This is a genomic window from Amycolatopsis sp. NPDC098790 (assembly GCF_044759945.1).
Taxonomy (GTDB): Bacteria; Actinomycetota; Actinomycetes; order Mycobacteriales; family Pseudonocardiaceae; genus Amycolatopsis.
Genome location: NZ_JBIWAI010000001.1, coordinates 1,483,971 through 1,506,857 on the forward strand (window position 1 = coordinate 1,483,971; position 22,887 = coordinate 1,506,857).

27 protein-coding genes are annotated in these 22,887 nt (G+C 71.5%); 12 read left to right on the forward strand and 15 right to left on the reverse strand.

Annotated elements, in window-relative coordinates; genetic code table 11:
• Positions 1-172: 172 nt before the first annotated feature.
• The 6 genes from ACIQWX_RS07395 to arfB all read left to right on the forward strand — a co-directional run bounded on the left by ACIQWX_RS07395 (position 173) and on the right by arfB (position 5,063).
• Positions 173-1,051 (forward strand): helix-turn-helix domain-containing protein, encoded by an 879-nt coding sequence (locus tag ACIQWX_RS07395; RefSeq protein ID WP_400866893.1) that lies wholly within the window; start codon positions 173-175, stop codon positions 1,049-1,051.
• Positions 1,052-1,320: 269 nt separating this feature from the next.
• Positions 1,321-1,560: a DUF397 domain-containing protein gene (locus tag ACIQWX_RS07400; RefSeq protein WP_072475608.1), complete on the forward strand. Its 240-nt coding sequence runs from the start codon at positions 1,321-1,323 to the stop codon at positions 1,558-1,560.
• Positions 1,547-1,852 carry a hypothetical protein gene (locus ACIQWX_RS07405; protein WP_400866896.1) on the forward strand — a complete coding sequence of 102 codons (306 nt, stop codon included), beginning with the start codon at positions 1,547-1,549 and terminating at the stop codon, positions 1,850-1,852. The genes ACIQWX_RS07400 and ACIQWX_RS07405 overlap by 14 nt, the downstream gene beginning before the upstream one ends.
• Before the next feature lie 118 nt (positions 1,853-1,970).
• The gene (gene purF, locus ACIQWX_RS07410) at positions 1,971-3,497 is read left to right on the forward strand and encodes an amidophosphoribosyltransferase (RefSeq protein WP_400866899.1); all 1,527 of its coding nucleotides are present in this window, start codon (positions 1,971-1,973) and stop codon (positions 3,495-3,497) included.
• A 28-nt stretch (positions 3,498-3,525) separates the two neighbouring features.
• On the forward strand, positions 3,526-4,596 hold the full coding sequence (gene purM, locus ACIQWX_RS07415; RefSeq protein WP_400866901.1) for a phosphoribosylformylglycinamidine cyclo-ligase: 1,071 nt from the start codon (positions 3,526-3,528) through the stop codon (positions 4,594-4,596).
• 50 nt (positions 4,597-4,646) lie between these two features.
• The gene (gene arfB, locus ACIQWX_RS07420) at positions 4,647-5,063 is read left to right on the forward strand and encodes an alternative ribosome rescue aminoacyl-tRNA hydrolase ArfB (protein WP_400869439.1); all 417 of its coding nucleotides are present in this window, start codon (positions 4,647-4,649) and stop codon (positions 5,061-5,063) included.
• Here arfB and ACIQWX_RS07425 read toward each other — a convergent pair.
• The 3 genes from ACIQWX_RS07425 to ACIQWX_RS07435 all read right to left on the reverse strand — a co-directional run bounded on the left by ACIQWX_RS07425 (position 5,060) and on the right by ACIQWX_RS07435 (position 7,766).
• On the reverse strand, positions 5,060-5,794 hold the full coding sequence (locus ACIQWX_RS07425) for a GNAT family N-acetyltransferase (protein ID WP_400866903.1): 735 nt from the start codon (positions 5,792-5,794) through the stop codon (positions 5,060-5,062). The two genes, arfB and ACIQWX_RS07425, sit on opposite strands and share 4 nt — an antisense overlap.
• A 176-nt stretch (positions 5,795-5,970) precedes the next feature.
• Entirely contained in the window at positions 5,971-6,621 is a 651-nt protein-coding gene (locus tag ACIQWX_RS07430) for a VanZ family protein (protein ID WP_400869441.1), read from the reverse strand.
• A gap of 239 nt (positions 6,622-6,860) precedes the next feature.
• On the reverse strand, positions 6,861-7,766 hold the full coding sequence (locus ACIQWX_RS07435; RefSeq protein WP_400866906.1) for a Gfo/Idh/MocA family protein: 906 nt from the start codon (positions 7,764-7,766) through the stop codon (positions 6,861-6,863).
• A 66-nt stretch (positions 7,767-7,832) separates the two neighbouring features.
• Here ACIQWX_RS07435 and ACIQWX_RS07440 point away from each other — a divergent pair, with 66 nt between their 5' ends.
• The 4 genes from ACIQWX_RS07440 (at position 7,833) to ACIQWX_RS07455 (ending at position 12,530) form a co-directional block, all read left to right on the forward strand.
• On the forward strand, positions 7,833-8,465 hold the full coding sequence (locus ACIQWX_RS07440; protein ID WP_400866908.1) for a hypothetical protein: 633 nt from the start codon (positions 7,833-7,835) through the stop codon (positions 8,463-8,465).
• Positions 8,455-9,516, forward strand: coding sequence for a CbiQ family ECF transporter T component (locus ACIQWX_RS07445; protein ID WP_400866911.1), 1,062 nt, complete (start codon positions 8,455-8,457; stop codon positions 9,514-9,516). Before ACIQWX_RS07440 ends, ACIQWX_RS07445 begins: the two co-directional genes overlap by 11 nt.
• Positions 9,513-11,111, forward strand: a complete 1,599-nt coding sequence (locus tag ACIQWX_RS07450) for an ABC transporter ATP-binding protein (protein ID WP_400866914.1) — start codon at positions 9,513-9,515, stop codon at positions 11,109-11,111. The genes ACIQWX_RS07445 and ACIQWX_RS07450 overlap by 4 nt, the downstream gene beginning before the upstream one ends.
• 597 nt (positions 11,112-11,708) lie before the next feature.
• Complete coding sequence (locus ACIQWX_RS07455) at positions 11,709-12,530, forward strand: ECF transporter S component (protein WP_400866916.1); 822 nt, start codon at positions 11,709-11,711, stop codon at positions 12,528-12,530.
• Here the strand turns inward: ACIQWX_RS07455 and ACIQWX_RS07460 are convergent.
• On the reverse strand, positions 12,521-13,375 hold the full coding sequence (locus ACIQWX_RS07460; RefSeq protein ID WP_400866918.1) for a 3-hydroxybutyryl-CoA dehydrogenase: 855 nt from the start codon (positions 13,373-13,375) through the stop codon (positions 12,521-12,523). The genes ACIQWX_RS07455 and ACIQWX_RS07460 overlap by 10 nt on opposite strands.
• 105 nt (positions 13,376-13,480) lie before the next feature.
• Entirely contained in the window at positions 13,481-13,669 is a 189-nt protein-coding gene (locus ACIQWX_RS07465; protein WP_160698812.1) for a DUF3073 domain-containing protein, read from the reverse strand.
• A gap of 207 nt (positions 13,670-13,876) precedes the next feature.
• On the opposite strand from ACIQWX_RS07465, the gene ACIQWX_RS07470 reads away from it, so the two are divergent.
• The gene (locus ACIQWX_RS07470) at positions 13,877-14,773 is read left to right on the forward strand and encodes a hypothetical protein (RefSeq protein ID WP_400866921.1); all 897 of its coding nucleotides are present in this window, start codon (positions 13,877-13,879) and stop codon (positions 14,771-14,773) included.
• Between the two features lie 66 nt (positions 14,774-14,839).
• On the opposite strand, the gene ACIQWX_RS07475 is transcribed toward ACIQWX_RS07470, so the two are convergent.
• Genes ACIQWX_RS07475 through ACIQWX_RS07485 form a run of 3 tightly spaced genes read right to left on the reverse strand, consistent with a single transcriptional unit; the run spans position 14,840 to position 17,512 of the window.
• On the reverse strand, positions 14,840-15,772 hold the full coding sequence (locus tag ACIQWX_RS07475) for an asparaginase (protein ID WP_400866924.1): 933 nt from the start codon (positions 15,770-15,772) through the stop codon (positions 14,840-14,842).
• Entirely contained in the window at positions 15,769-16,332 is a 564-nt protein-coding gene (locus ACIQWX_RS07480; protein WP_400866927.1) for an aerial mycelium formation protein, read from the reverse strand. The genes ACIQWX_RS07475 and ACIQWX_RS07480 overlap by 4 nt, the downstream gene beginning before the upstream one ends.
• Before the next feature lie 49 nt (positions 16,333-16,381).
• Positions 16,382-17,512: a YgfZ/GcvT domain-containing protein gene (locus ACIQWX_RS07485; RefSeq protein ID WP_400866930.1), complete on the reverse strand. Its 1,131-nt coding sequence runs from the start codon at positions 17,510-17,512 to the stop codon at positions 16,382-16,384.
• A gap of 31 nt (positions 17,513-17,543) precedes the next feature.
• Between ACIQWX_RS07485 and ACIQWX_RS07490 the strand changes: the two genes are divergently transcribed.
• Positions 17,544-18,392, forward strand: a complete 849-nt coding sequence (locus ACIQWX_RS07490) for an aminodeoxychorismate lyase (RefSeq protein WP_400866932.1) — start codon at positions 17,544-17,546, stop codon at positions 18,390-18,392.
• On the opposite strand, the gene ACIQWX_RS07495 is transcribed toward ACIQWX_RS07490, so the two are convergent.
• The 7 genes from ACIQWX_RS07495 to ACIQWX_RS07525 all read right to left on the reverse strand — a co-directional run bounded on the left by ACIQWX_RS07495 (position 18,371) and on the right by ACIQWX_RS07525 (position 22,836).
• Entirely contained in the window at positions 18,371-18,796 is a 426-nt protein-coding gene (locus ACIQWX_RS07495) for a hypothetical protein (protein ID WP_400866935.1), read from the reverse strand. The two genes, ACIQWX_RS07490 and ACIQWX_RS07495, sit on opposite strands and share 22 nt — an antisense overlap.
• A 133-nt stretch (positions 18,797-18,929) precedes the next feature.
• Entirely contained in the window at positions 18,930-19,778 is an 849-nt protein-coding gene (locus ACIQWX_RS07500; protein ID WP_400866938.1) for a biotin-dependent carboxyltransferase family protein, read from the reverse strand.
• Positions 19,775-20,371, reverse strand: coding sequence for an allophanate hydrolase subunit 1 (locus ACIQWX_RS07505; protein WP_400866941.1), 597 nt, complete (start codon positions 20,369-20,371; stop codon positions 19,775-19,777). Before ACIQWX_RS07505 ends, ACIQWX_RS07500 begins: the two co-directional genes overlap by 4 nt.
• A gap of 4 nt (positions 20,372-20,375) precedes the next feature.
• Positions 20,376-20,990 carry an FABP family protein gene (locus ACIQWX_RS07510; RefSeq protein ID WP_372671748.1) on the reverse strand — a complete coding sequence of 205 codons (615 nt, stop codon included), beginning with the start codon at positions 20,988-20,990 and terminating at the stop codon, positions 20,376-20,378.
• 233 nt (positions 20,991-21,223) lie between these two features.
• The gene (locus ACIQWX_RS07515; protein WP_400866945.1) at positions 21,224-21,535 is read right to left on the reverse strand and encodes a DUF1416 domain-containing protein; all 312 of its coding nucleotides are present in this window, start codon (positions 21,533-21,535) and stop codon (positions 21,224-21,226) included.
• Entirely contained in the window at positions 21,535-22,371 is an 837-nt protein-coding gene (locus ACIQWX_RS07520) for a sulfurtransferase (RefSeq protein WP_400866948.1), read from the reverse strand. The genes ACIQWX_RS07515 and ACIQWX_RS07520 overlap by 1 nt, the downstream gene beginning before the upstream one ends.
• A 30-nt stretch (positions 22,372-22,401) precedes the next feature.
• Positions 22,402-22,836, reverse strand: a complete 435-nt coding sequence (locus ACIQWX_RS07525; RefSeq protein ID WP_400866951.1) for a DUF4395 domain-containing protein — start codon at positions 22,834-22,836, stop codon at positions 22,402-22,404.
• Positions 22,837-22,887 lie beyond the last annotated feature (51 nt).

A 22,887-nucleotide genomic window follows, 5' to 3' on the forward strand; every position in this document is an offset into this window, starting at 1 on the left:
TCGGGCATCTTGAACCTCGCAAGTTCTGTGTCGAAAGTCTCGTACTCTACGTAGAGTAGGACTCCACACGCATGCGGTAAACCGGGTCACCTCTTTGCGCAGGACGGCCCAACGTGTACTTTCGGTAGTCGGGCTAGAACCCCCTGGTGACGTGAGCGCGGAAGGTCCGGGAATGAACGCGGTGAACGCGTCCGCAGGTGAACAGAACATCGGCCCCACGGCGCGCCGCATGATCCTGGGCTCGCAGCTTCGCCGACTCCGCGAAGAGGCCGGCATCACCCGTCAGCAGGCCGGTTACAACATCCGCGGGTCCGAATCCAAGATCAGCCGCCTCGAACTGGGCCGCGTCGGGTTCAAGGAACGCGACGTCACCGACCTGCTCACGATGTACGGCGTCGAGGACGCGACCGAGCGCCAGACGTTCCTCGACATGGTCAAGCAGTCGAACGAGCCCGGCTGGTGGCGCCGCTTCGGCGACACGATGCCGAACTGGTTCACCGACCTCGTCGGCCTCGAAGAGGCCGCGGCTCGAATCCAGATCTGGGAGCCGCTGTACGTCTCGGGCCTGCTCCAGATCGAGCCGTACGCGCGGGCGATCTTCAGCCACGGCCGCCCGGAGATGGCCGACGAGCGCGTCGACCAGCTGGTCGCGCTGCGCATGCGGCGCCAGAAGATGTTCAGCAGGCCGGACGCGCCCCGGGTGTGGATGGTGCTCGACGAGTCGGTGCTGTTCCGCCCGATCGGCGGGATGAAGGTGCTCAAGCAGCAGATCGAATACCTGCTGGAGATGAGCGCGCTGCCGCACGTGTCGGTGCAGGTCCTGCCGTTTTCGCGAAGCGGGCTGTCGGCCGAGCACGCGTTTTCGCTGCTGCGGTTCGGCGAGCCGGAACTGCCGAACATCGCGTACGTCGAGTACCTGACCGGCGCGCACTACATCGAAAAGCGCGAAGAGATCGAGAAGTACAGCCGGGCGCTGGACATGCTGGCGGTCGACGCGGAGACGCCGGAGCGCAGCCGCGCGTTGCTCGCCAAGCGGCGCGCGGAGATCTGAGCGCCGGAACCGGTCCCGGTGAACCGTCCGGCTCTCCCCGCCGTGACCCCACTGAGCGGTAACCCGCAGTAGCAGCTGAGCCATCCGGGCCGCTATCTATCACCCGATAGGTTAACCGTGGCCTGGTGATTCTTTACCGTCCGAGAACTTTGCACAAAATTCTGCACGTGCATTTACCGCTGCAAGCACACGTGCTAGCCTCCGATACGCGGGCAAATGCACATGCAGATGCAACGCCCTGGAAGCTTTTCCGCATCGAGAGGTGGACCATGGCTGAGCGATTCGAGAACGGCATCCCGGCCGACCGGCTGTCCGGTGCCGAGTGGCGCAAGGCGAGCTACAGCGGTGCCGTCGGCAACTGCGTCGAGGTCGCGCCGCTGTCCAGCGGTGAGATCGCGATGCGCAACTCGCGCTTCCCGACCGGCCCGGCGCTCGTCTACACGCGTGCGGAAATGGCGGCCTTCCTGGCCGGCGCCAAGGACGGTGAGTTCGACGATGTCCTCGGCTGAGGCCGTCGCCCCCGTTTTCGACATCGAGACCGGTCTGCAGGAACTGGTGGCCCGCGGCTACCAGTTCGTCCACCCCGCCGACGAGCGCGGCGAGGTCCTCGCCGTCGTCGGCGTGCGGGTGCACGACGACGTGGTGGACGTGGTCCGGCTCAACGCCGAAGACGACGTCGTGGCGACCCGGATGCCCGGCACCGAGGAGAACATCCTCGAGCCGGAGCGCTGGTTGTGGCGCCGCCGCGGGGAAGGCGCGCAGGTGCTCACGGAGATGCTCTCCCTACCGGATGCCTGCTAGCGATGAAGACTTCAGGCCCTGTCCGAAGTGGTCAGTACCACGTCGGGCGGGGCCTGACTCATGTCCGCACCGTCTACACTGAAAACCGGCCTGACCACGTCTTCCCAGGAGCTCCTCGGTGGTTTCCGACCCGCAGCTCGTGTCCGACCAGCCCGAACCGGAACCCCGTGAGGAGTGTGGCGTCTTCGGCGTCTGGGCTCCCGGGGAAGAAGTCGCGAAGCTGACCTACTACGGCCTCTACGCCCTGCAGCACCGCGGGCAGGAGGCCGCCGGCATCTCCGTCTCCGACGGCTCGCAGATCGTGGTCTTCAAGGACCTCGGCCTGGTCAGCCAGGTGTTCGACGAGCAGATCCTGCAGTCGCTGCAGGGCCACATCGCCGTCGGGCACTGCCGGTACTCGACCACCGGCGCGACCATCTGGGAGAACGCCCAGCCGATCTTCCGCACCACCGAGACCGGCAGCGGCCTTTCCTTCGCGCACAACGGCAACCTCGTCAACACGGCCGAGCTGCGCGAACGCACCATCGAGGCCGGGCTCAAGCCGCACGCGGGCCTGACCGGCTCGTCCAGCGACTCGGACCTGATCTGCGGGCTGCTCGCCGCGAACGCCGCGGACAAGGGCATCGAAGCCGCCGCGATGGACCTGCTGCCCACCTTGAAGGGCGCCTTCTGCCTGGTGTTCTCCGACGAGAACACGCTCTACGCGGCGCGTGACCCGCACGGGGTGCACCCGCTGGTGCTCGGCCGGCTCGAGCGCGGCTGGGTCGTCTCCAGCGAGACGGCGGGCCTCGACATCGTCGGCGCGTCCTTCGTCCGCGAGGTCGAGCCGGGCGAGCTCATCGCGATCGACGCCGCGGGCCTGCGTTCTTCGCGGTTCGCGAACCCGGACCCCAAGGGCTGCGTCTTCGAGTACGTCTACCTCGCGCGCCCGGACACCACGATCGCCGGCCGCGGCGTGCACGCCACCCGCGTCGAGATCGGCCGCCGGCTGGCCAAGGAGCAGCCGGTCGAGGCCGACCTCGTCATGCCCGTGCCGGAGTCCGGCACGCCGGCCGCGATCGGCTACGCGCAGGGCTCGGGCATCCCCTACGGCACCGGCCTGGTGAAGAACGCCTACGTCGGGCGCACGTTCATCCAGCCGTCGCAGACCATCCGCCAGCTCGGCATCCGGCTCAAGCTGAACCCGCTGCGCGACGTCATCCGCGGCAAGCGCCTGGTCGTGGTGGACGACTCGATCGTCCGCGGCAACACCCAGCGCGCGCTGGTCCGGATGCTGCGCGAGGCCGGCGCGCTCGAGGTGCACGTCCGGATCGCGTCGCCGCCCGTGCGCTGGCCGTGCTTCTACGGCATCGACTTCGCCTCGCGCGCCGAGCTGGTCGCGAACGGCGTCGACCTCGACGGCATCCGGCGCTCGATCGGCGCCGACTCCCTGGGTTACATTTCCCTGGACGGCCTGGTCGCGGCGGCGGAACAGCCGAAGTCGCGGCTGTGCACGGCGTGCTTCTCCGGCGAGTACCCGATCCCGCTGCCGGAGGACGCGCTGATCGGGAAGCACCTGCTCGAAAGCCTCGACTCGGTCAATGGCGCGGCGACCCCGGTCAGCCCCGCCGGGTACGGTGCCGAAGACGCCGTCCGGCGTCCCTGAGTTCCTTCCAGTAGGGAGTCCGTCCACCGTGAGCGAGTCCACGAGCGCCACGTACGCCGCCGCCGGGGTCAGCATCGACGCCGGCGACCAAGCCGTCGAGCTGCTCAAGCCGCACGCCGAGCGGGCCACGCGGCCCGAGGTCCTCGGCGGCGTCGGCGGCTTCGCCGGGCTCTTCTCCCTGAAGCTCGACAAGTGGAAGGAGCCGGTGCTCGCGTCCTCGACCGACGGCGTCGGCACCAAGATCGCGGTCGCGCAGGCGCTGGACAAGCACGACACCGTCGGCATCGACCTGGTCGCCATGGTGGTCGACGACCTGGTCGTGACCGGCGCCGAGCCGCTGTTCCTGCAGGACTACATCGCCGTCGGCAAGGTGCACCCGGAGAAGATCGCCGCGCTGGTCGGCGGCATCGCCGAGGGCTGCGTCCAGGCGGGCTGCGCGCTGCTGGGCGGCGAGACCGCCGAGCACCCGGGCCTGATGGGCGAGCACGACTACGACATGTCGGCCACCGGCGTCGGCGTGGTCGAGGCTTCGCAACTGCTTTCGCCGGAAAAGGTCCGTCCGGGTGACGTCGTGCTGGCCCTCGGCTCGTCCGGATTGCACTCGAACGGGTACTCCCTGGCCCGGCACGTGCTGCTCGACATCGCGCGGATGCCGCTCGGCGGGCACGTCGAGGAGTTCGGCCGCACCCTGGGCGAGGAGATGCTGGAGCCGACGCGGATCTACGCGAAGGACTGCCTGGCGCTCGCCGCCGAGACCGAGGTCCGGACGTTCGCGCACATCACCGGCGGTGGCCTGGAGGCCAACCTGGCCCGCGTCATGCCGCGCGGCCTGGTCGCCCGCCTCGAGCGCGGCACCTGGACGCCGGCGCCGGTGTTCGCCCTGATCGGCCAGCGCGGCAAGGTCGAGCGGGCCGAGCTGGAGAAGACGTTCAACATGGGCGTGGGCATGGTCGCGATCGTCGGCGCCGAAGACGTCGACCGCGCGCTGGCCATGCTGACCGCGCGGCACGTTCCCGCGTGGATCCTGGGCGACGTCCAGCCCGCCGGCGACGTCGACGGCCCGCGCGCGGTGCTCTCGGGTGACCACCCGCGCTTCTAGAAACGTGGTTGATCGCGGCTGTCACACTGGTTGACGTGGCAGCCGAAGACGTGGTGATCGGCTCCCGGTTCACGATCCCGGGAGCCGAGTTGAGCGAGCGCTTTTCGCGCTCGTCCGGCCCGGGCGGGCAGGGCGTGAACACCACGGACTCGCGCGTCGAACTGTCTTTCGACGTCGCCGCGTCGCCGTCGATCCCCGAGTACCTGCGTGACCGGGTCCTGGCCGGGCTCGGATCGCGGCTGGTCGACGGCGTCCTGACGATCGCGGCCAGCGAACACCGCTCCCAGCTGCAGAACCGCGAAGCAGCACGCGGCCGGCTCGCGAACCTGCTGCTCGACGCGTCGGCGCCGCCGCCCGCCAAGCGGCGCCCGACGAAGCCCTCGCGGGGTTCGAAGGAGCGCCGCCTGGCGTCGAAGAAGCGCCGGAGCGACGTGAAGCGTGGCCGCTCCGGCCGCTTCGACGATTAGCTCAGCGACAGGTGCACGCATTCCCCGGCCGGCTGGTAGCCGACGCGGGCGTAGACGTTCCCGATCCCCAGGTCACCGGGGGTGAGGAACGCCGTGTGCGCACCGGCCTCGTGTGCTTCGCGCGTGAGCCTCGCGGTGAGCGCCGCGGCGATCCCGCGGCCGCGGTACGGCTCGAGCACGGCGATCCCGGCGACCTCGGTGGTGCCGTCGACGACCTCGAGCGCGACCCCACCGCCGACGACGACGCCGCCGGCTTCCGCGAGGAGGTGCCGTCCGCTCGTCTTCAGCTGCTCGACCTCGTCGTCGCCGATCTCCGCGGGTGCGCCGAACGCCGTGTACTGCGCCGACCGCATGCGCCGGAAGTCCTCGCCGGACTCCGGGGCACGCAGCCGGATCCCGGCCGGCGCCGGCTTGTCGACCCTGCCGTCCGGGGTGCACGTCATCAGCGGCACCCGGCGTTCGAGCCCGTACCCCGCGTCGACCAGCAGCTTCTCCAGGTCGGGAGCGACGTCGGTGAAGTACTCCAGCCGCGGGAGCAGGTCCCGCCGCCGGTACGCCTCGGTCAGGGCGTCGATCTCGGACGGCGTCGGCCGCGCGCCGTCGTCCGGGATCGCGTAGTTGAGCATCGGGTGCGTGGTGCCGGGCGAGAAGGTGGCCAGGAACGGGCCGACCCGCTCGGTGTCGCGGCCGCGCGGTGCCGTCTTGCGGACATAGGCCTGAATGGCGGACATGTGAGCCTTTCGAAAAGCACGTCAAGGAACCGCAGCCCTCGGAAGCGGGCTTGCGGGCAGGTCGCTGGGCGTCGGGCCTAGCGGGGGCCGACGCCGAGAGCGGCGCCAGGCATAGGCGGTCATTCCTTGACTCGAAGGGGCTCTTCGCCTCCAGCTTCGCACGGGCCGCAACCGGATTACTGGCGTTCCGGGTGCGCGATGGCCGCGTAACGCGTGTCCCAGACCGAGCGCGGCACGCGCATCCGGAGCGTGGGCGACTCGCAGATCCGCCGCCGTTGCGCGGGAACGGTCACCGGGGGCGGCGGGTCCAGGGCACGCCACCCGCGACGGCTCAACGCGGCACCGAGCGTCGCGCCCGCGGTGTTGAGCAGGACGTCGTCGGCCGAGGTGACCCGGCCGCAGTGGATCAGATATTGCGTGCCTTCCACCAGCACGGACGCGAGCAACGCGGCCAGCGCGACGCGCAGCAGCGTGCGCAGCCGGCGGACCCGCAACGGCAGCAACGCGCCGAGCGGGCACAGCAGCAGGACGTTGCCGGTCACCTGCCAGAGCGAACCGTCGTCGGCGAAAGCCGCGGTGACGTCGGAACCGGGAACGAGGTCGAGCGTGCTCTCGGAGGAGCCGCCGACCGGCATGATGACCAGGCAGAACACCAGAAAGGCCAGGAGTGCGGCGGCGCAGTCGACGGCGGCCGTCGCGGTCGCGAAGCGGGCCGGGAGTCTCCGCCGGCGGCGGGCCGCGAGCAGTGGCCACCCCAGCAGCGCGTACGGCAGTGCGATCGCCGAAATCGGAATCATCCCCCAGAAGGCGCGAAGCAGCGCTTCCATGCGCGTCCTCTCTTGGAACCCCTCCATGCGAATTCACCTTCGCACCGCAAGATCGACTCGGCAGTCCGAGGGCACCGCACTATTCGGTGATCTTTCCGGTGGCGGCGTTTGTCTTCCCGTGGTTCGGTCAGGACGTGCACTGTCCACAGTGGAGATTGTGGACAACCCTGTGGATGAATTCGGGGAGTTCCAGGAGAAGCCTTACTTCACAACGTAAATCCGCGTGCCGGGCCTGTGTACTACTCGGCGAGCGCGCGGGCCTGTTCGAGCAGTTTCTGGAGGTGCAGACCACGCCGGACGTCACACGGGTGAGTGGTGGTGCCGCTCGCGATCATGGCGGCGAAGTCGTCCAGCAACGCGGTGTAGGACTCCTGCGCCGAGCCCGGTTTGCGCCCCAGCGTCCGGTATCCGTGCTCGCCCCAGACGGCGACTTCGACGACGGTCGGCTGCACCGGCAGCCGCAGCGAGAGCGTCGCGGTGCTGACCACACCGCCTTCGTGCGCGAGCATCAGGTGCCAAAGGTCGCCGGGGCTCTGCCGGGCCGCCACGACCTCGATGATCGGCCCGAGCGCGGCGTCCAGCATGTCGAGCGCGTGCGGGCCGATGTCGAACAGCGCGCCGCCGTCGTCCTGCCGCCATTCCGAAGCGGCGTACTGGCCGCCGAGCAGCGCGCCGGACAGCCAGCGCGCGCCACCGCCCGCCCAGCCACCCGCCTGGGCGAGGCCGGCGAGCCACTCCTGGGTCTGCGCGGAGTACCGCAGGGTCAGCACGACCAGCGCGGCGACGTCCGCGGCCGCGACGGCGTCGGCCAGCCGCTGCGCCCCGGCCAGGTCGGCGGCGATCGGCTTCTCCAGGATCAGGTGCTTCCCGGCTTCGGCCGCGCGCACGGCCAGCTCGGCTTGGATCGACGGCGGAACGGCGAACGCGACCGCGTCCACCTGCTCGAACAGCTCCTCGACGCTGCCGGCGGTGGCCGCGCAGTGCGTGTCCGCAAGCGCTTGCGCGGCCTCGGGCCGCCGGGCCCAGACCGCGGTCAGGGCGGTGCCGGGGTGATCGGCCAGTCCGGGTGCGTGGATCGTCGTGGCCCACGGGCCGGCGCCGATCAGGCCGACGCGCAGCTGTCCGTCCGCGATGAGCTGTCCCACGGCCCGCAGTCTAGGTGTGGTGCTCGTCGCGCCGGAACCGCGTCCGCCGCTGGTTAAGGTTCTCGCATGATCGCCGCACGTTTCGCCCGCTTGTCCGCCGTCTGCGCCCTGCTGCTGGGCGCCTCCTTCGCGGGCGCCGCGCCCGCCTCGGCTGCCGATGGGGCGTGCGCCGAAGGTGCCGGCGTGACGGTGGTCGTCGACTTCGGCGACCTGGGCCCGCAGCCGCTGATCCGCTGCGCCCCCGGCACGCCCGCGAACGGCATCGCCGCCCTGCAGGAGGCCGGGATCGACGTCGCCGGCTCGCAGAAGTACGGCCTCGCCGTGGCCTGCCGGATCGACGGCAAGCCGGGGCCCGACGTCGAGTCGTGCGCGGGGATGCCGTCGGCCACGGCGTACTGGAGCTACTGGCACGCTTCGGCGGGCGGGGCCTGGGAGTCGAGCCAGGAGGGCGCGCAGACGTCGAAGCCGGTGGCCGGTGGCTTCGAGGGCTGGGCGTTCGCGCGGCCGAAGTCGGCGAACGACCTGCCTGCCCCGCCTCGCGTCGCCCCGGTGCGCCAGGCCGCGACGGCCGCCCCGGACGTTTCCCAGGCCGGCGACGTCACCTTCCCGTGGGGTTTCGTGATCGGCGGCGTCGTGATCCTGCTGCTCGCCGGCGCGGGTGTGTTCGTCGCGTCGCGCCGGCGTCGCCGTGGTCAGTAGGGCGCTGCACCCCGGCGCCTGGTGGGTCTGGGCGCTCGCGCTGGCCGTCGCCGCCAGCCGGACGACGAACCCGCTGCTGCTCGGCCTGATCATCGCCGTCGCGGGGTTCGTCGTCGCGAACCGGCGCAGTGACGCGCCTTGGGCGCTGGCGTTCCGGCTCTACGCGTACGTCGGCGCGCTGATCGTCGCGTCGCGCGTGCTGTTCCGGCTCCTGGTCGGCGGCGAAGACGGCGGGCACGTCCTGCTGGCGCTGCCGCGGATCCCCCTGACGGCCGGGTTGTCCCTGCTCGGGCCGACGTCGGCGGAAGCGTTGCTCGGCGGGTTCTACGACGGCTTGCGGCTGGCCACGATGGTCGTCTGCGTCGGCGCGGCGAACGCGCTGGCCAACCCGAAACGCCTGCTCAAGGCGGTCCCGGGGGCGCTGTACGAAGTGGGCACGGCGGTCACGGTCGCCCTGACGGTCGCGCCGCAGCTCGTCGAGAGCGTCCAGCGCGTGCGGCGGGCGCGGCGGCTGCGGGCGGGCCGGACTCGCGGGCTGCGGGCGGTCAAGGGCATCGTGGTGCCGGTGCTGGAGGACGCGATGGACCGGGCGCTGCGGCTGGCGGCCGCGATGGACTCCCGGGGCTACGGGCGCCGCGCGTACCTGAGCCCCGGCGTGCGGGTGCTGATCGCCGCCTGCGTGCTGCTCGGACTGCTCGGCGTGTGCGTCGGCGTCTACGGCGTGCTCGACGGGACGTCGTCGTGGCCCGGGGTGCCGCTGCTGGTCCTTGGCCTGGCGGTGGCGGTCGTGGGGTTCGTCGTCGGCGGGCGGCGCGTGCGGCGGACGGCGTACCGGCCGGACCCGTGGCGGTTCCCGGAGACGCTGGTCGTGCTGGCCGGCGTCGGGTCGTGCGTTTCCCTCTTCGTTTTCGCCCAGGTCGATCCGGCGAACCTGTACCCGTCGTTGAGCCCGTTGCGGTGGCCGGAGGTTTCCCTGGTGCACGTGGTTTCCCTGCTCGTCGCGGCGCTGCCCGCGTTCGTGGCGCCGCCTCCGCCGGCGGTGGTCCGGTGATCGAGTTCTCGCGGGTCACGGTGACCTACCCGGACGCGGCGCGGCCGGTGCTTTCGGACGTGTCCCTGCAGGTCGAGGAGGGTGAGCTGTGCCTGGTCGCGGGCCCGACCGGAGCCGGCAAGTCGACGTTCCTCGGCGCGATCAACGGGCTCGTCCCGCACTTCACGGGTGGCCGGCTGGCCGGGCGGGTGCTGGTCGACGGGCGCGACACGGCGTCGTTCCCGCCGCGTGACCTGGCTTCGGTCGTCGGGGTGGTCGGGCAGGACCCGCTCGCCGGGTTCGTCACGGACACCGTCGAGGAGGAACTGGCGTACGCGATGGAGCAGCTCGCGGTGGCGCCGGACGTCATGCGCAAGCGCGTCGAGGAAACCCTTGACCTGCTGGGGATCGCGGACCTGCGCAACCGTCCACTTCGGACTCTGTCGGGCGGGCAGCAGCAGCGCGTGGCAATCGGCTCGGTGCTGACGGCGCACCCGTCGGTCGTCGTGCTCGACGAGCCGACGTCGGCGCTGGACCCGACGGCGGCCGAGGACGTGCTGGCGGCGATCACGCGGCTGGTGCACGACCTCGGGACGACGGTGGTCGTCGCGGAGCACCGGATGGAGCGGGTGGCGCAGTACGCGGACCGCCTGTTGTACCTGCCGGGCGACGGTTCGGTGCGCTCGGGACCACCCGCGGAGATCCTGGCGACGTCGTCGATCGCCCCGCCGATCGCCGAGCTGGGCCGGCTCGCGGGCTGGTCACCGCTGCCGTTGTCGGTCCGGGACGCGCGGCGGGTCGCGGGGCCGTTGCGATCGCGGCTTCAGAAATTGTCGGTGGTGGGTCGTACTCTCTCGGTCACCGGTTCGGCACTGGACGTGAGAGAGGTGGTGGTCCGATACGGGGATGTCCTGGCGGTGCGTGGGGTGGACCTGCGCGTCGGGCAGGGGGAAGTAGTCGCGCTGATGGGACGCAACGGCTCCGGCAAGTCGTCGCTTCTCTGGGCGGTGCAGGGCAGCGGCCCGAGGTCGGCGGGGAAGGTCGACGTCGGCGGCGCGGACCCGGCATCGCTCAAGCCACGAGCGGCCCGTCAGCGCGTGGGGCTGGTCCCGCAGACCCCGGCCGACCTGCTGTACCTCGATTCGGTCGACGCCGAGTGCGCACAGGCCGACACGGAGTCCGAGGTACCGGCGGGAACGGCCAGGGCCCTGCTGGACCGGCTCGCCCCCGGGATCGCCGGTGAAGCGCACCCCGGCGACCTGTCCGAAGGGCAGCGACTGGCGTTGGTGCTGGCGGTCCAGCTGGCGTCGGCCCCGCCGGTCGTGCTCTTGGACGAGCCCACGCGCGGCCTGGACTACCACGCAAAGCGGCGCTTCGCGGCGACCCTGCGAGAGCTGGCCTCGCAGGGTCACGCGGTAGTGCTGGCCACCCACGACGTCGAGTTCGTGGCGACGGTGGCGAGCCGCGTGGTGGTGATGGCCGAGGGCGAGGTGGTGGCGGACGGCCCGACGAAGGAGGTGATCGTCGCCTCACCGGCGTTCGCGCCACAGGTGGCGAAGATCCTGGCGCCGGAGAAGTGGTTGACGGTCGACGAGGTCGCCGAGGCGCTGGCATGAGGTCGGAGGAGGCGGAGGGGCGGGGCGGGGGCGGGCGGGGGGCCAAGGTCGGCGGCGAGCGATGGGCCGGCTGGTGGCTTGGTGCCTGGGCGCGCTCGGTGTCTTGGTGGTTCGGTCGGCTGGAAGTCAAGGTTTGCGGCGGGCGGTGGCTCGGCTGGCGGCTTGGTGCCTGGCGCGCACGGCGGTGCCTTGGTGGTTTGGTCGGCGGGGGGCCAAGGTCCGCGGCGAGCGATGGGCCGGCCGGAGGCTTGGTGCCTGGGCGCGCTCGGTGGTGCCTTGCTGGTTGGGTCGGCGGGGGGCCGAGGTCGGCGGCGGGCGGTGGCACGGTCGCCGGCTTGGCGCCTTGCTGGTTTCGTCGGCCGGAAGCCAAGGTCGCGGCGAGCGAGTGCGCGGTTCGCGCCTGGGTGCGCCCGGCGGCGATGGCCTGGTTCCTTCGACCGGAAGCCAAAGCCCGCGGCGAGCGGCGGCCCGGCCGGTTGCTCGGCGCCTCGGCGCGCCCCGCGGTGCGGGCCGAGGCGGCGAGCCACGCGTCAGCGGGCGTGAGTTCGGTGCGCCCGGCGGTGCCCTCAGCTCGCGTCGCCGCCTGGAGGTCGCGGCATGACTGACTTCCTCGGCCCGCCGACCCGCGCGGTCCGCGTCACCCTCCAGCCCGCGCTGGTCCTCGCCACGGCCACCATCCTCGGCCTCGCCATGTTCTGCTGGCCCCTCTTCGCCCACCCGCAACCCGCCGCGGCCGCGCACACCGCCGATGCGCCCTTCGTCTTCATGGCGACCCTGCCGGTGCTGATCCTGGTCGTCCTCGCCGAACTGTCCCGCGGTGGCATCGATGCCAAAGCCCTCGCCCTGCTCGGCGTGCTCTCGGCCGTCAACGCCGGGCTGCGGCCACTCGGCGCCGGCACCGGGGGCATCGAGCTGGTCTTCTTCCTGCTCGTCCTCGCCGGACGCGTCTTCGGACCCGGGTTCGGCTTCGTCCTGGGCTCGACGTCGCTGTTCACCAGCGCGCTGCTCACCGCCGGCGTTGGACCGTGGCTGCCGTTCCAGATGCTTGCGTCTTCACTCATCGGGCTCGGTGCCGGCCTGCTGCCACGCAAACCGCGCGGCAAAGGCGAAATCGCCATGCTCGTCGCGTACGGCGTCTTCGCGGCCTACTTCTTCGGGCTCCTGATGAGCCTGTGGTCGTGGCCGTTCCTCGCCGGCACCAGCACGCAGCTCGCGTTCGTGCCCGGCGCGCCGCTGCTCGACAACCTGCACCGGTTCGCGGCGTTCACGATCCTCACCTCGACGCTCGGCTGGGACACCGGCCGGGCGATCACCAACGCGGTTGCGATCGTGCTGCTCGGGCCGGCCGTCCTTGCCGTTTTGCGGCGCGCCAGCAGGCGGGCCGCCTTTGACGCGCCCGTGGAGTTCGATCAGCCGTAGGAGTAGAAGCCCCGGCCGGTCTTCTTGCCCAGCAGGCCCGCGTCCACCATGCGCAGCAGCAGCGGCGGCGACGAGTACAGCGGCTCCTTGAACTCCGCGTACATCGAGTCCGCGATGGCCTTGATCGTGTCCAGGCCGATCAGGTCCGACAACCTCAGCGGGCCCATCGGGTGCGCCGTGCCCAGCTCCATGCCGCGGTCGATGTCCTCCGCCGAGGCGAAGCCCGACTCGATCATGCGGATCGCCGAGAGCAGGTACGGCACCAGCAGCGAGTTCACGATGAACCCCGCGCGGTCCTGGGAGCGGATGACCGTCTTGCCCAGGGCCGTCGTCGCGTGCTCTTCCGCTCGGCGGGCCGTCTCGTCGCTCGTCAGCAGCGACGGGACCAGCTCCACCAGCGGCAGCACCGGCACCGGGTTGAAGAAGTGGATGCCGACCACCTGCTGCGGCCGGCTCGTCGCCATGCCCAGCTTCATGATCGGGATCGACGACGTGTTGGACGCGAACAACGCGTCCTCCGCCTCGACGATCTTGTCCAGCTGGCGGAAGACGTCGACCTTCGCCTGCTCCTGCTCGAGGATCGCCTCGATGACCAGTTCGCGGTCGGCGAACTCGGCGATGTCCGTCGTGAAGCGGAGCCTGCCCAGCGCCGCGTCGGCGTCTTCGGGGGTGAGCTTGCCGTTCTTGACGCCGCGCTGCAGCGACTTCTCGATGCGGGCCTTGCCCGCGTCGAGCGCCGGCTGGTTCACCTCGGTGACCACGACGTCCAACCCGGACCGGGCGTGCACCTCGGCGATGCCGGACCCCATGAGGCCCGCCCCGACGACTCCAACCCGACTTACCACCGGCTCACTCCTTCATCGCTTCGCAGGCCCGTTCTTGGGCAGCACGCAGCGCGCGAGGGCGGTGACCAGGTTGTGCCCGGCTCGCCCTCGCGCGGTTACGCGTGCTCAACGACGGTACTCGTCGTACCCGTCGTCGTACGGGTCTTGATCTTCGCTGTCGGACTCCTCGTAATGACCGCTGGAGGAGTTACTCGACAGCTCGCGCTGCAAAGCATCGAAGTCGGTCTCGTGCGAGCTGTACTTGAGCTCGCGCGCCACCTTCGTCTGCTTGGCCTTAGCCCGGCCGCGCCCCATGGCTCGACCCCCTCGCACAGGGGCGGGGCGGCCGGGGGAATCGGCGGCCCCGCATCGTCTCGACAATTCTTTCCTGCTCACACCGTACCGTGTCCGGGGGGTTCGATGCGACGTGGCACGGTGTGCCGGTGGTGACAGTGTCCGGCGGACACCGGTTACCGGCCGGTCGGTGACGATCGGCGCAGGTAGGCGTGCCACGATCTACTCGTGCTCCGTCCCTTCGCGGCCTACTTGCGGGTGTACGAACCCCTGCTCGCCCTGGGCGAGCCGCCGGACGAACGGCTGCGCGCGGCCGTCGCGGCGGCCAAGCTGCGGCGGACGGACGCGGGCACGCGCGAGCAGGCCATGTGGTTCAAGTCACAGGTCGCCGCGCCGCGGCGGCTGCTGCCCGCCGAGCTCGCCGACGGGCGTCCCGCACCGAGCCTGTTGACCGACGTCTTGGTGCTCTCGCCCGAAGACATCCCGGACGGCCGGGCCGGGCAGGGGCCGTTCGTCTGCCCGCTCGAGCTGCGGGCCCGCTCGGCCGCCGCGCTGGTCACGTTCATCGGGGACGCGCACCCGGCGCTGAAGAACGTCGTCCTCGACGAGGGTGGCTTCACGCAGGAGACGATCCGCGCGCGGACGAAGTCGGCGATGGCGGACCTGAGCACGTCGGCGGCGCACACGCTGTCGACGACGTGGACCGTCCCGCTGCCGTGGTTCGTGCTGGTCGACCCGGACGAGCGTCGGCTGGTGCTCGGCAGCGGCCGCGACGACCCGAAGCGGGAGCTGTCCTGGCGGACCACCCTCGCCGACGCGCAGCACCGGGCGCGCGAGGCGGGCGAGCTGCTGGAGCAGACGTTCGGCGACTCCGGACCCGGCCGCGTGCTGTTCGAGACGCGGCGGTGGCTGGACAACTTCCACGCGGACTCGGTGGTCGAGCTCGACTACGGCGGGCTCGTGCAGCTGTTCGCGGACCCGATCCTGGAGTCCGACAACACCGCGGACGAGGTCCACGACATCCTGGACGCGCTGCGCTCGGGCAACGTCGAGGAGCTCGCCGAGCTGTTCTCCGACCTGCGCGAGTTCTGGGGCGACCTCGCGGCGAAGGAACGCTCGAACTAGCCCGGGCGCCGCCGTCCGTCCCCGGAACTGTCGGTGCCCACCGGTAGCGTGGAAAACGGGGCCTGCTCAGCGCAGCTCGGGCACCCGCACCTCGCCGACCGGGCGCCCGCCACCGAGCACCGCGCCGCGGGCCAGATCGCCGAGCCCCGAGACGTCCGCGCCCAAGTACCGCAGCGCCTCGACCGCCAGGGGTGCGCAGGCCCGCTTGTTGCCGTCGTCGATCTTCATCGCCACCGCGAACCCGTCCGGGAGCGCGAACGCGTGGACGCCCTCCGCGCCGCCCTTGGCCACCAGACCGTCCACGGCGGACATCAGCTCCGTGTCCTCGCGGCCCGTCCCCGCCACCAGCCACGGGTGCGCGCGCATCGCCGAGGCGACCTCGGACAGGGGACCCGAAGGAGCGGACGCGACCCGGCCGAACGAGCGGGCCAGCCCCGTCAGCGAGAACGCGAAGAGCGGCGCGCCGCAGCCGTCGACACCCGTGTGGGCGATCGGCTCGCCCGTCAGCTCGGAAACGACCGCCGCGAGCGCCTGCTGCAGCGGGTGGTCCGGGGACTCGTACCCGGACGTCGGCCAGCCGGCGCGGACGCAGGTCGTCAGCATCGCCGTGTGCTTGCCGGAGCAGTTCATCATCACGCGCCGCGGCTCGGCGGCGTCGCGCATGCTCGGGACGTGCAGCGGGAAGTCGGGCGGGCAGGCCAGGTCGTCTTCGCCGAGCCCGGCCGCGTCGAGCAGCTCGAGCACCCGCTTCACGTGCCCCGGCTCGCCGGAGTGCGACGCGCACGCCAGCGCCAGCTCCTCGCCCGTGAAGTCCAGTCCGGACCGCAGCATGCCGACCGCCTGCAACGGCTTGTTGGACGAACGCGGGAAGACCGGCGAAGTCACGTCGCCGAGGGCCACGCGCGGGTCGCCTTCGGGGCCGGTGATCACGAGCGCGCCGCGGTGGACGCTCTCGACGAAACCGGACCGGACGACTTCCGCGAGGACGGGGTTCGTCACTCGCCGTGCCCGCCTTCGCTCTCCAGCAGCTCGTCCACAGTGGCCGAACCCTGCTGGTAGCGCTTCGCGATTTCCGCGTTGAGCGCGTCCATCACGCCTTGGACCTCACGGCGGAAGGACGAAACCGACAGCTCTTCGCTGGCGTAGGTGTCCAAAGCGGAGGCGAGCTTCTCGTCCGTCAGGGACTCGACGTCGGTGAAGTCGGTGTCGCCGATCAGGGCCTCGGCGTGCCGCCGGTGCTCGCCGGCGCGGGACGGCTCGAGCTGCTGGTGACGCCCGGAGCCCGCGGCCGGGCCCAGCGCGTTGTCGGCGAGGATCGTGGCCAGCTGGTCGACGATGCTCGACTCGCCGCCGGAGCTGCGCCGGGCCTGCTCGGCGCGGACGATGTCGATCCGGGCGTGCAGGAGACGGCGCAGGTAGGACAGGTCCGTCTCTTCCTGCGCGGCTTCGTCGCGCCGCTCGCGCAGCACCTTCAGCGGCAGTTCACCCAGGCCGCTGAGGTACCCCGGGCCGAGCACGCGGTCGATCCGCCGCCTGCCGCCGGGCCGCACTTCGATCACAGCGCAGTTTATCCCGGTTGAGCGTGATCTCGCCGTCAGGGGCTTTGGTTCAACCACGAAGTTGCGCCGCCGCCGCACGGCCGGGTGCGGGCTGCTCCGAAGGGACGGAATCGGGGTCGATCGCCGCCTGGACGAGGTTGTCCTCCGAGCCGGTCAGCAGCTCCGCGCCCACCGGGGTGGACCGCTTGACCAGCGCCAACGCGATCGGGCCGAGCTCGTGGTGCTGGATGACCGTGCCGATCCGGCCGACGGTCCGGCCGTCGAGCAGCACCGGGTCGCCGGTTTCCGGCGTGACCTCGGGCGAACCGTCGAGGTGCAGCAGGAGGAGGTTGCGCGGCGGGCGTCCCACGTTGTGGACCTTCGACACCGTCTCCTGGCCGCGGTAGCAGCCCTTGGCGACGTGCGCGGCCGAGCCGACCCAGCCCACCTCGTGCGGGATCGTGCGGTCGTCGGTGTCGACGCCGAGCCGTGGCCGCAGCGACTCGACGCGCAGGGCGTCGAACACCCAGCTGCCGGCCGCGCGGGCACCCGCGTCGGTGAGCTTCTTCCACCAGTCCACCAGCGACGCACGCGGGACCGCCAGGTCGACGCTCCACCGGCCGGGCCACGGCATCCGCCGCGCGAAGCCGCCGCCGGGCAGCGCCGCGACCGCGTACGGTTCCGGGCCGACCTCGGCGCCGACCGCGCTCAGCACGCGCTCGGCGTCCGGGCCGAGCACGGTGAGCAGCGCGAGCTCGCCGGTCGCGTCGCGGATGTCCACCTTGGACCAGAACTTCATCGCTTCGAGGTATTCGCGCAGCGTCTGGGGGCCGCCCTTCGGCAGCGCGCTGGTGACGCTCGTACCGGGGTCGGTGTCGAGGTAGACGGTGCCGTCGAGGTGCGCGACCACCATGTGCGTTTCGACGCGGCCCTGGCTGTCCAGCACCAGCGCCTCGGTGCCCGAGCCTTCGGCGAGTTCGGTCACGTGCTGCGAGATGACCAGGTGCAACCACGACAACCGTTCTTCGCCGCTGACGGCGAGGAATTCGCGGTGCGAGCGGTCGATCACGACCGCGCTGCGCGAGGCCGTGCGCTGCTCCGCGAAGGGGTCTCCCCAGTGCCAGGGGACGCCGGCTTCGGGGTGGTCGTCGGGGGCGGGGATCGATCCGGGCACGTCCAGCAGCGGCGAGCGGTACGGCATACCGCCCAGCCTAGGTGAGTACCGTGTCGGCATGCGCGTGCTCGTCCTCCTCGACGGAACCCCGGCCGACCCCGACATCGCCCAGATCAAGGTCGACGACCTCGGTCTGCTGCGCGGCGACGGCGTCTTCGAGACGATCCTGGTCGTCGACGGCCAGGCCCGTGAACTGCGCCCGCACCTCGAGCGGCTGGCCCGTTCGGCGGCCATGCTGGACCTCCCCGAGCCCGACCTCGCCGCGTGGGAACGGGTCGTCGCGCAGGTGCTCGAGAGCTGGACCGGCGGCCGCGAAATGACGCTGAAACTGGTGTACACCAGGGGATCCGACGGCGATCCGGCCGCCGTCCCGACCGGGTTCGCCCTCGGCTCCGAGGTGCCCGCGTCGATCTTGAAGGCCCGCGCCGAAGGTGTCGCCGCGATCACCCTCGAACGCGGCTTCCCGCCGGACCTCGCCGAGCGCGCGCCCTGGCTGCTGCTCGGCGCGAAGCCGTTGTCCTACGCCATGAACATGGCGGCCGTGCGCGAAGCCGGCCGCCGCGGCGCCGATGATGTGATTTTCACCGCCGCCGACGGTTCGATCTTCGAAGGGCCGACGTCGACCGTGGTGCTCGCGAAGGGGCGGACGCTCTACACGCCGCCGTCGAGCATCGGCATCCTGCCGGGCACGACCCAGGCCGCGCTGTTCCGCGGCGCCGAGAAGGCAGGCTGGGCGGTCAAGGTGGAGCCGCTGACCGTGCGCGACCTCGTCGAGGGCGACGGCGTGTTCATGGCGTCGAGCGTGCGGAAGCTGACCCGCGTGCACACGCTGGACGGCGAGCGGCTGCCGGACTCGTCGGCGGTGTACGCCGAGCTCGTGGCGGCCTACGAGGCCGAGTACGCCTGACCGAGGCGGATCCGGACGACGGCGGGGGCGACCTCTTCGGCGCGGTAGGCGGCGATCTTGTGGTGGCCGTCGAGGATCAGCTCGCGCTCGCCGTCGGCCAGCACGACCGCGACCGGGCGGTGGCCGGTGCGGATGGCGGTCCGGTAGTAGCCGACGCGGGACTCATCGGACGGCGGCCAGGTGTCGGTCGGCGTCAGCAGCTGGTCTTCCGGCAGCCGTTCCGGCCCGCTCACGCGGTAGTCGCCGTCGACGAGCAGGTCGAGGACCGGGCCGAGCGTGGTGGCGAGCGGGCGGCGCAGCTGACCGGTGGCCAGCGCGATCCGCAGCGACTGGGGCAGCTCCGCCCGCGTCCGCGCGTTCACGTCGAGGAAACCCGTGCCACCGCTGATCGTCACCTGTTCCACGCTTATCAGGACGGGTGGCGGCGCGACATGGTTCCAGCCCTCACGCGGACGGGTGCACGGCGTGATCCGGGTCTCACCCGCCTGGCGGTACAGGACTCACAAGCGCGGAGCTTTCACGTGAAAGGCTCCGCGCTCAGGTCGGGCGGAACCGCACCCGCGTGCCCGGCCGGGCCTGGGCGAGCGCGCCCAGCGCGGCGGGCCGCACGACTGCCGCGACGGGGTAGCCGCCGGTCGTCGGGTGGTCGGCGAGGAACACCACCGGCAGCCCGCTCGGCGGCACCTGGATCGCACCCGTGACAACGCCTTCGCTGGGCAGCTCGCCGTCGCTCGCGCGGCGCAGCGGCGTCCCGTCGAGGCGCAGGCCGACGCGGTTGGACTCCGCCGTGACGGTCCACCACGCGGAGAGGCCGCGTGCCGGGTCGTCGAGCCAGTCGTCACGCGGGCCGAGCGTCACCGGCACCACCAGCTCGGCCGGCGCCGGCGCCGGGACGACGACGTCCGCGCCCGCCGGAATGCCGGTGACCGAACCGAGGGGCAGCACGTCACCGCTCTTCAGCGGTTCGGGCCCGATGCCCGACAGGACGTCGCGGGAGCGGCTGCCCAGCGCCTCCTCGACGGCGATCCCGCCGGAGACCGCCAGGTAGCAGCGCAGCCCGGCCGACGGCGTGCCGACGGTCAGCGTCTGGCCGGCCCGCACCGGCACCGGGACGTGGGAGCCGAACGGGCGGCCGTCGACGGCGACTTCGACCGCCGGGCCGGTCACCGCGATCGTCGCGGACGCCGTGAGCCGGGCCGAAAGACCGCCAAGCAGCGCTTCGATGCCCGCGGCCGCCGGAGCGTTGCCGACCAGCCGGTTCGCCAGCTGCAGCGACGCGGTGTCCAGCGCGCCGGACGGCGCGACCCCGAGGTGCGCGTAGCCGGGCCGGCCCAGGTCCTCGACCAGCGCGTACCGCCCGGGGTCGAGCACTTCGAGGGACCTCACCGGACGCGCCGGAAGCGGACGCGGTCGCCCGGCGCGAACAGCGCGGGCGGGTCGGCGTGCGGGTCGAACAGCGTCGCCGACGTGTGGCCGAGCAGTCGCCAGCCACCTGGCGATTCACGCGGGTAGACGCCGGTGAACTCGCCCGCCAGCCCCACCGAACCGGCCGGGACGCGGGTGCGAGGGGACTCCAGCCGCGGCTGCTGAAGCTGGGACGGAAGCCCGGTCAGGTAGCCGAAGCCGGGCGCGAAACCGGTGAACGCGACCGTGTAGACGGCTTCGGTGTGCAGCTCGACGACGGCATCGGTGGAGATCCCGGCATCCGACGCGACCAGGGAAAGGTCCTCGCCGTCGTAGCGGACGTCGAGGGTCACTTCGCGCGGCTCGCCGGCGGGCGGGTGCGTCAGATCGGCGTCGTCCAGGAGCGCTCGCACCGCTGCGACACCCCCGACGACCAGGAGGCTGCGGGCGCCGGGCACGAGGTCGACGACGTCGGCCGGGCGGGCGGCGAGAACGGTCGCGTGGGCCGCCCGCATCTGCTCCAGGGAGTCGCAGTCGAGCAGGGCGGCGTCCGCGCCACACGGCCGCCAGCGCACGGCGTCAGCCGACGACGCGGCGCAGCAGGGCCGAGGAGTGCGGCTGCATCTCCTGGCCCACCATCGCGCGTTCCTCGACGTAGCCGAGGGAGCCTTCGATCAGGCCGTACAGCCGCTGGGCCGCGGTGACGTCCTTGGCCGTGGCCGTGCGGATCACCGCGTCGGTGCCGAGCTCCCAGGACGTCTGGTTGCGCGGCTTGCCGTAGTACAGCTCGACGATGCCGGTGTTGTGGGTGAGCAGCAGCTCGATCGTGTCGTCCTCCTGCGGCCGCCAGAACCCGGACTCGCGGGCGGCCGGGCGGATGACGTTGCCGTCGTCGTCCAGCAGCCAGGCACGGGCCTCGTGGATCAGGAAGGGGCGGCCGTCGTGGGAGATCGTCAGCTGCTGCGCGAACTTGCGGGGGCCGTCGATGGTCGGGTAGTCGACCTCGCCCTCCCCGCGCCAGACGCCGACGAGCGGCAGCAGGGCGAGACAGGCGTCGTTGAGGTTCGGGCCCTCACGCAGGTTCGCGGTGTCGTTCGGGATGGGCAGGTCGTCCCACAGCGGGAGGTTGCGCGTGCGGGTGCTCTCCGCACGGGCCTCCGCTGCCGCGATGGCTTCGTCGCCGCTGGCGGTCATGGGTCAGCGCTGGTCCGCGTACAGCCGGTAAACGACGTAGACGGCGAACCAGGTGATCGCGACGCCCGCCAGCACCAGGAGGGTCGTAAACAAGGCTTCCACGGCTGGCAGCTTAGTCCGCCGTCCCGCGTCCGGCCCCGCGCAGGGTCGTCACGGTGAGCACAGTCACCCGGCCGGAAACGCCACGGAGGGCACCTCCACCGAAGTGAAGGTGCCCTCCCGGAGGACGAACGTCAGCCGACCGAGATGGCCAGCTGGTGCAGGCCAGGGCCGTCCGCCGTGACCGAAGCCTCGCCGTTGCCCGTGCGGTGCAGGGCGCGGACCGTCCACTCACCCGGCGCCGCGTAGAAGCGGAAGTCGCCATCGGCCGAGGAGACCACCTCGCCGGTGAAGTCGCCGCCGCCGTCCAGCAGGCGGACGAACGCGCCGCCGACCGGGCCGTCCGCGCCGGTCACCTTGCCGGCCAGGACCACCTGGCCGCGGGTGTCGAAGTCCGCCGGCGTGGCCTCCTGGACCGGTGCGCCGCAGCTGTCGTCTACCGCCATCACTTGGCTCCCAACTCGACCGGCACGCCGACCAGCGAGCCGTATTCCGTCCACGAACCGTCGTAGTTCTTGACGTCCTCGTAGCCCAGCAGCTCGTGCAGCGCGAACCAGGCGATGGAGGAGCGCTCACCGATGCGGCAGTAGGCGATGGTGCCCTTGCCCTCGTCGATGCCCTCGTCCTTGTAGAGCTCCTTGATCTCTTCCTCGGTCTTGAAGGTGCCGTCCTCGTTGGCGACCTTCGCCCACGGCACGTTCAGCGCGCCGGGGATGTGGCCGGGAACCTGGGACTGCTCCTGCGGCAGGTGCGCCGGGGCGAGCAGCTTGCCGGAGAACTCGTCCGGCGAACGGACGTCGACGAAGTTCTTCGAGCCGATCGACTGGACGACCTCGTCGCGGAACGCGCGCAGCGAGAGGTCCTGGTCCTGCGCCTTGTACTGGGTCGTGTCGCGCTTGACCTCGTCCGAGTTCAGCTCGCGGCCGTCGAGCTCCCACTTCTTGCGGCCGCCGTCGAGCAGCTTGACCTTGTCGTGGCCGTACAGCTTGAAGTACCAGTAGGCGTACGCCGCGAACCAGTTGTTGTTGCCGCCGTAGAGGACGACGAGGTCGTCGTTCGAAATGCCCTTCTCCGACAGGAGCTTCTCGAAGCCCTCCTTGGAGACGAAGTCGCGGCGCACCCCGTCCTGCAGGTCGTTGCGCCAGTCGAACTTCACCGCGCCCCGGATGTGGCCGGCGTCGTAGGCGGTGGTGTCCTCGTCGACCTCGGCGAACACGACGCCGGGGGTGTCCAGGTTCTCCTCGGCCCACTGGGTGGTGACCAGGACGTCTTCACGGCTCATGGGAAACGGACTCTCTTTCTGGGTTGGACTTCAGGACGACGCGCGGGCGGGACTGAAGCGCTTGATCAGCAAGAACATTTCGCAGCCGAGGCAGAAGTCGAAAGCTGCGTTGAGGAAGGCCGCGAACAGCGCGAAGGCCGTGGCGACGATGCCGAGCGGGGTGATGTCGAGGGCGAACCCGATCGTGCCGGCCAGTGCGAACACGAACCCGACGGCCTGGGCGAACCGCAGCGGCGCCGCGTCCTCACGCTCGGACGTCGGGCCGAGGCGCGGGGCCACGAGCGTGCGGTACACGATCGAGTAAGGCGCCGGCTTGAGCCCGACGAACGCGCCGATGGCGAACACGACGGTCTGGATCGCCAGCAGCGGCCACCACTGGGTGACCAGGACGATCGCCAGCACGATCGTGGTCAGGATGGCGGCGAACCGCGGGCCTCGCGGGTCGACGGCCGGTCCGGCGGACATGGTTCCTCCAGCTGGAGCAGAGGGGGTGCGTGCGAACGGCACGCTTCAGCG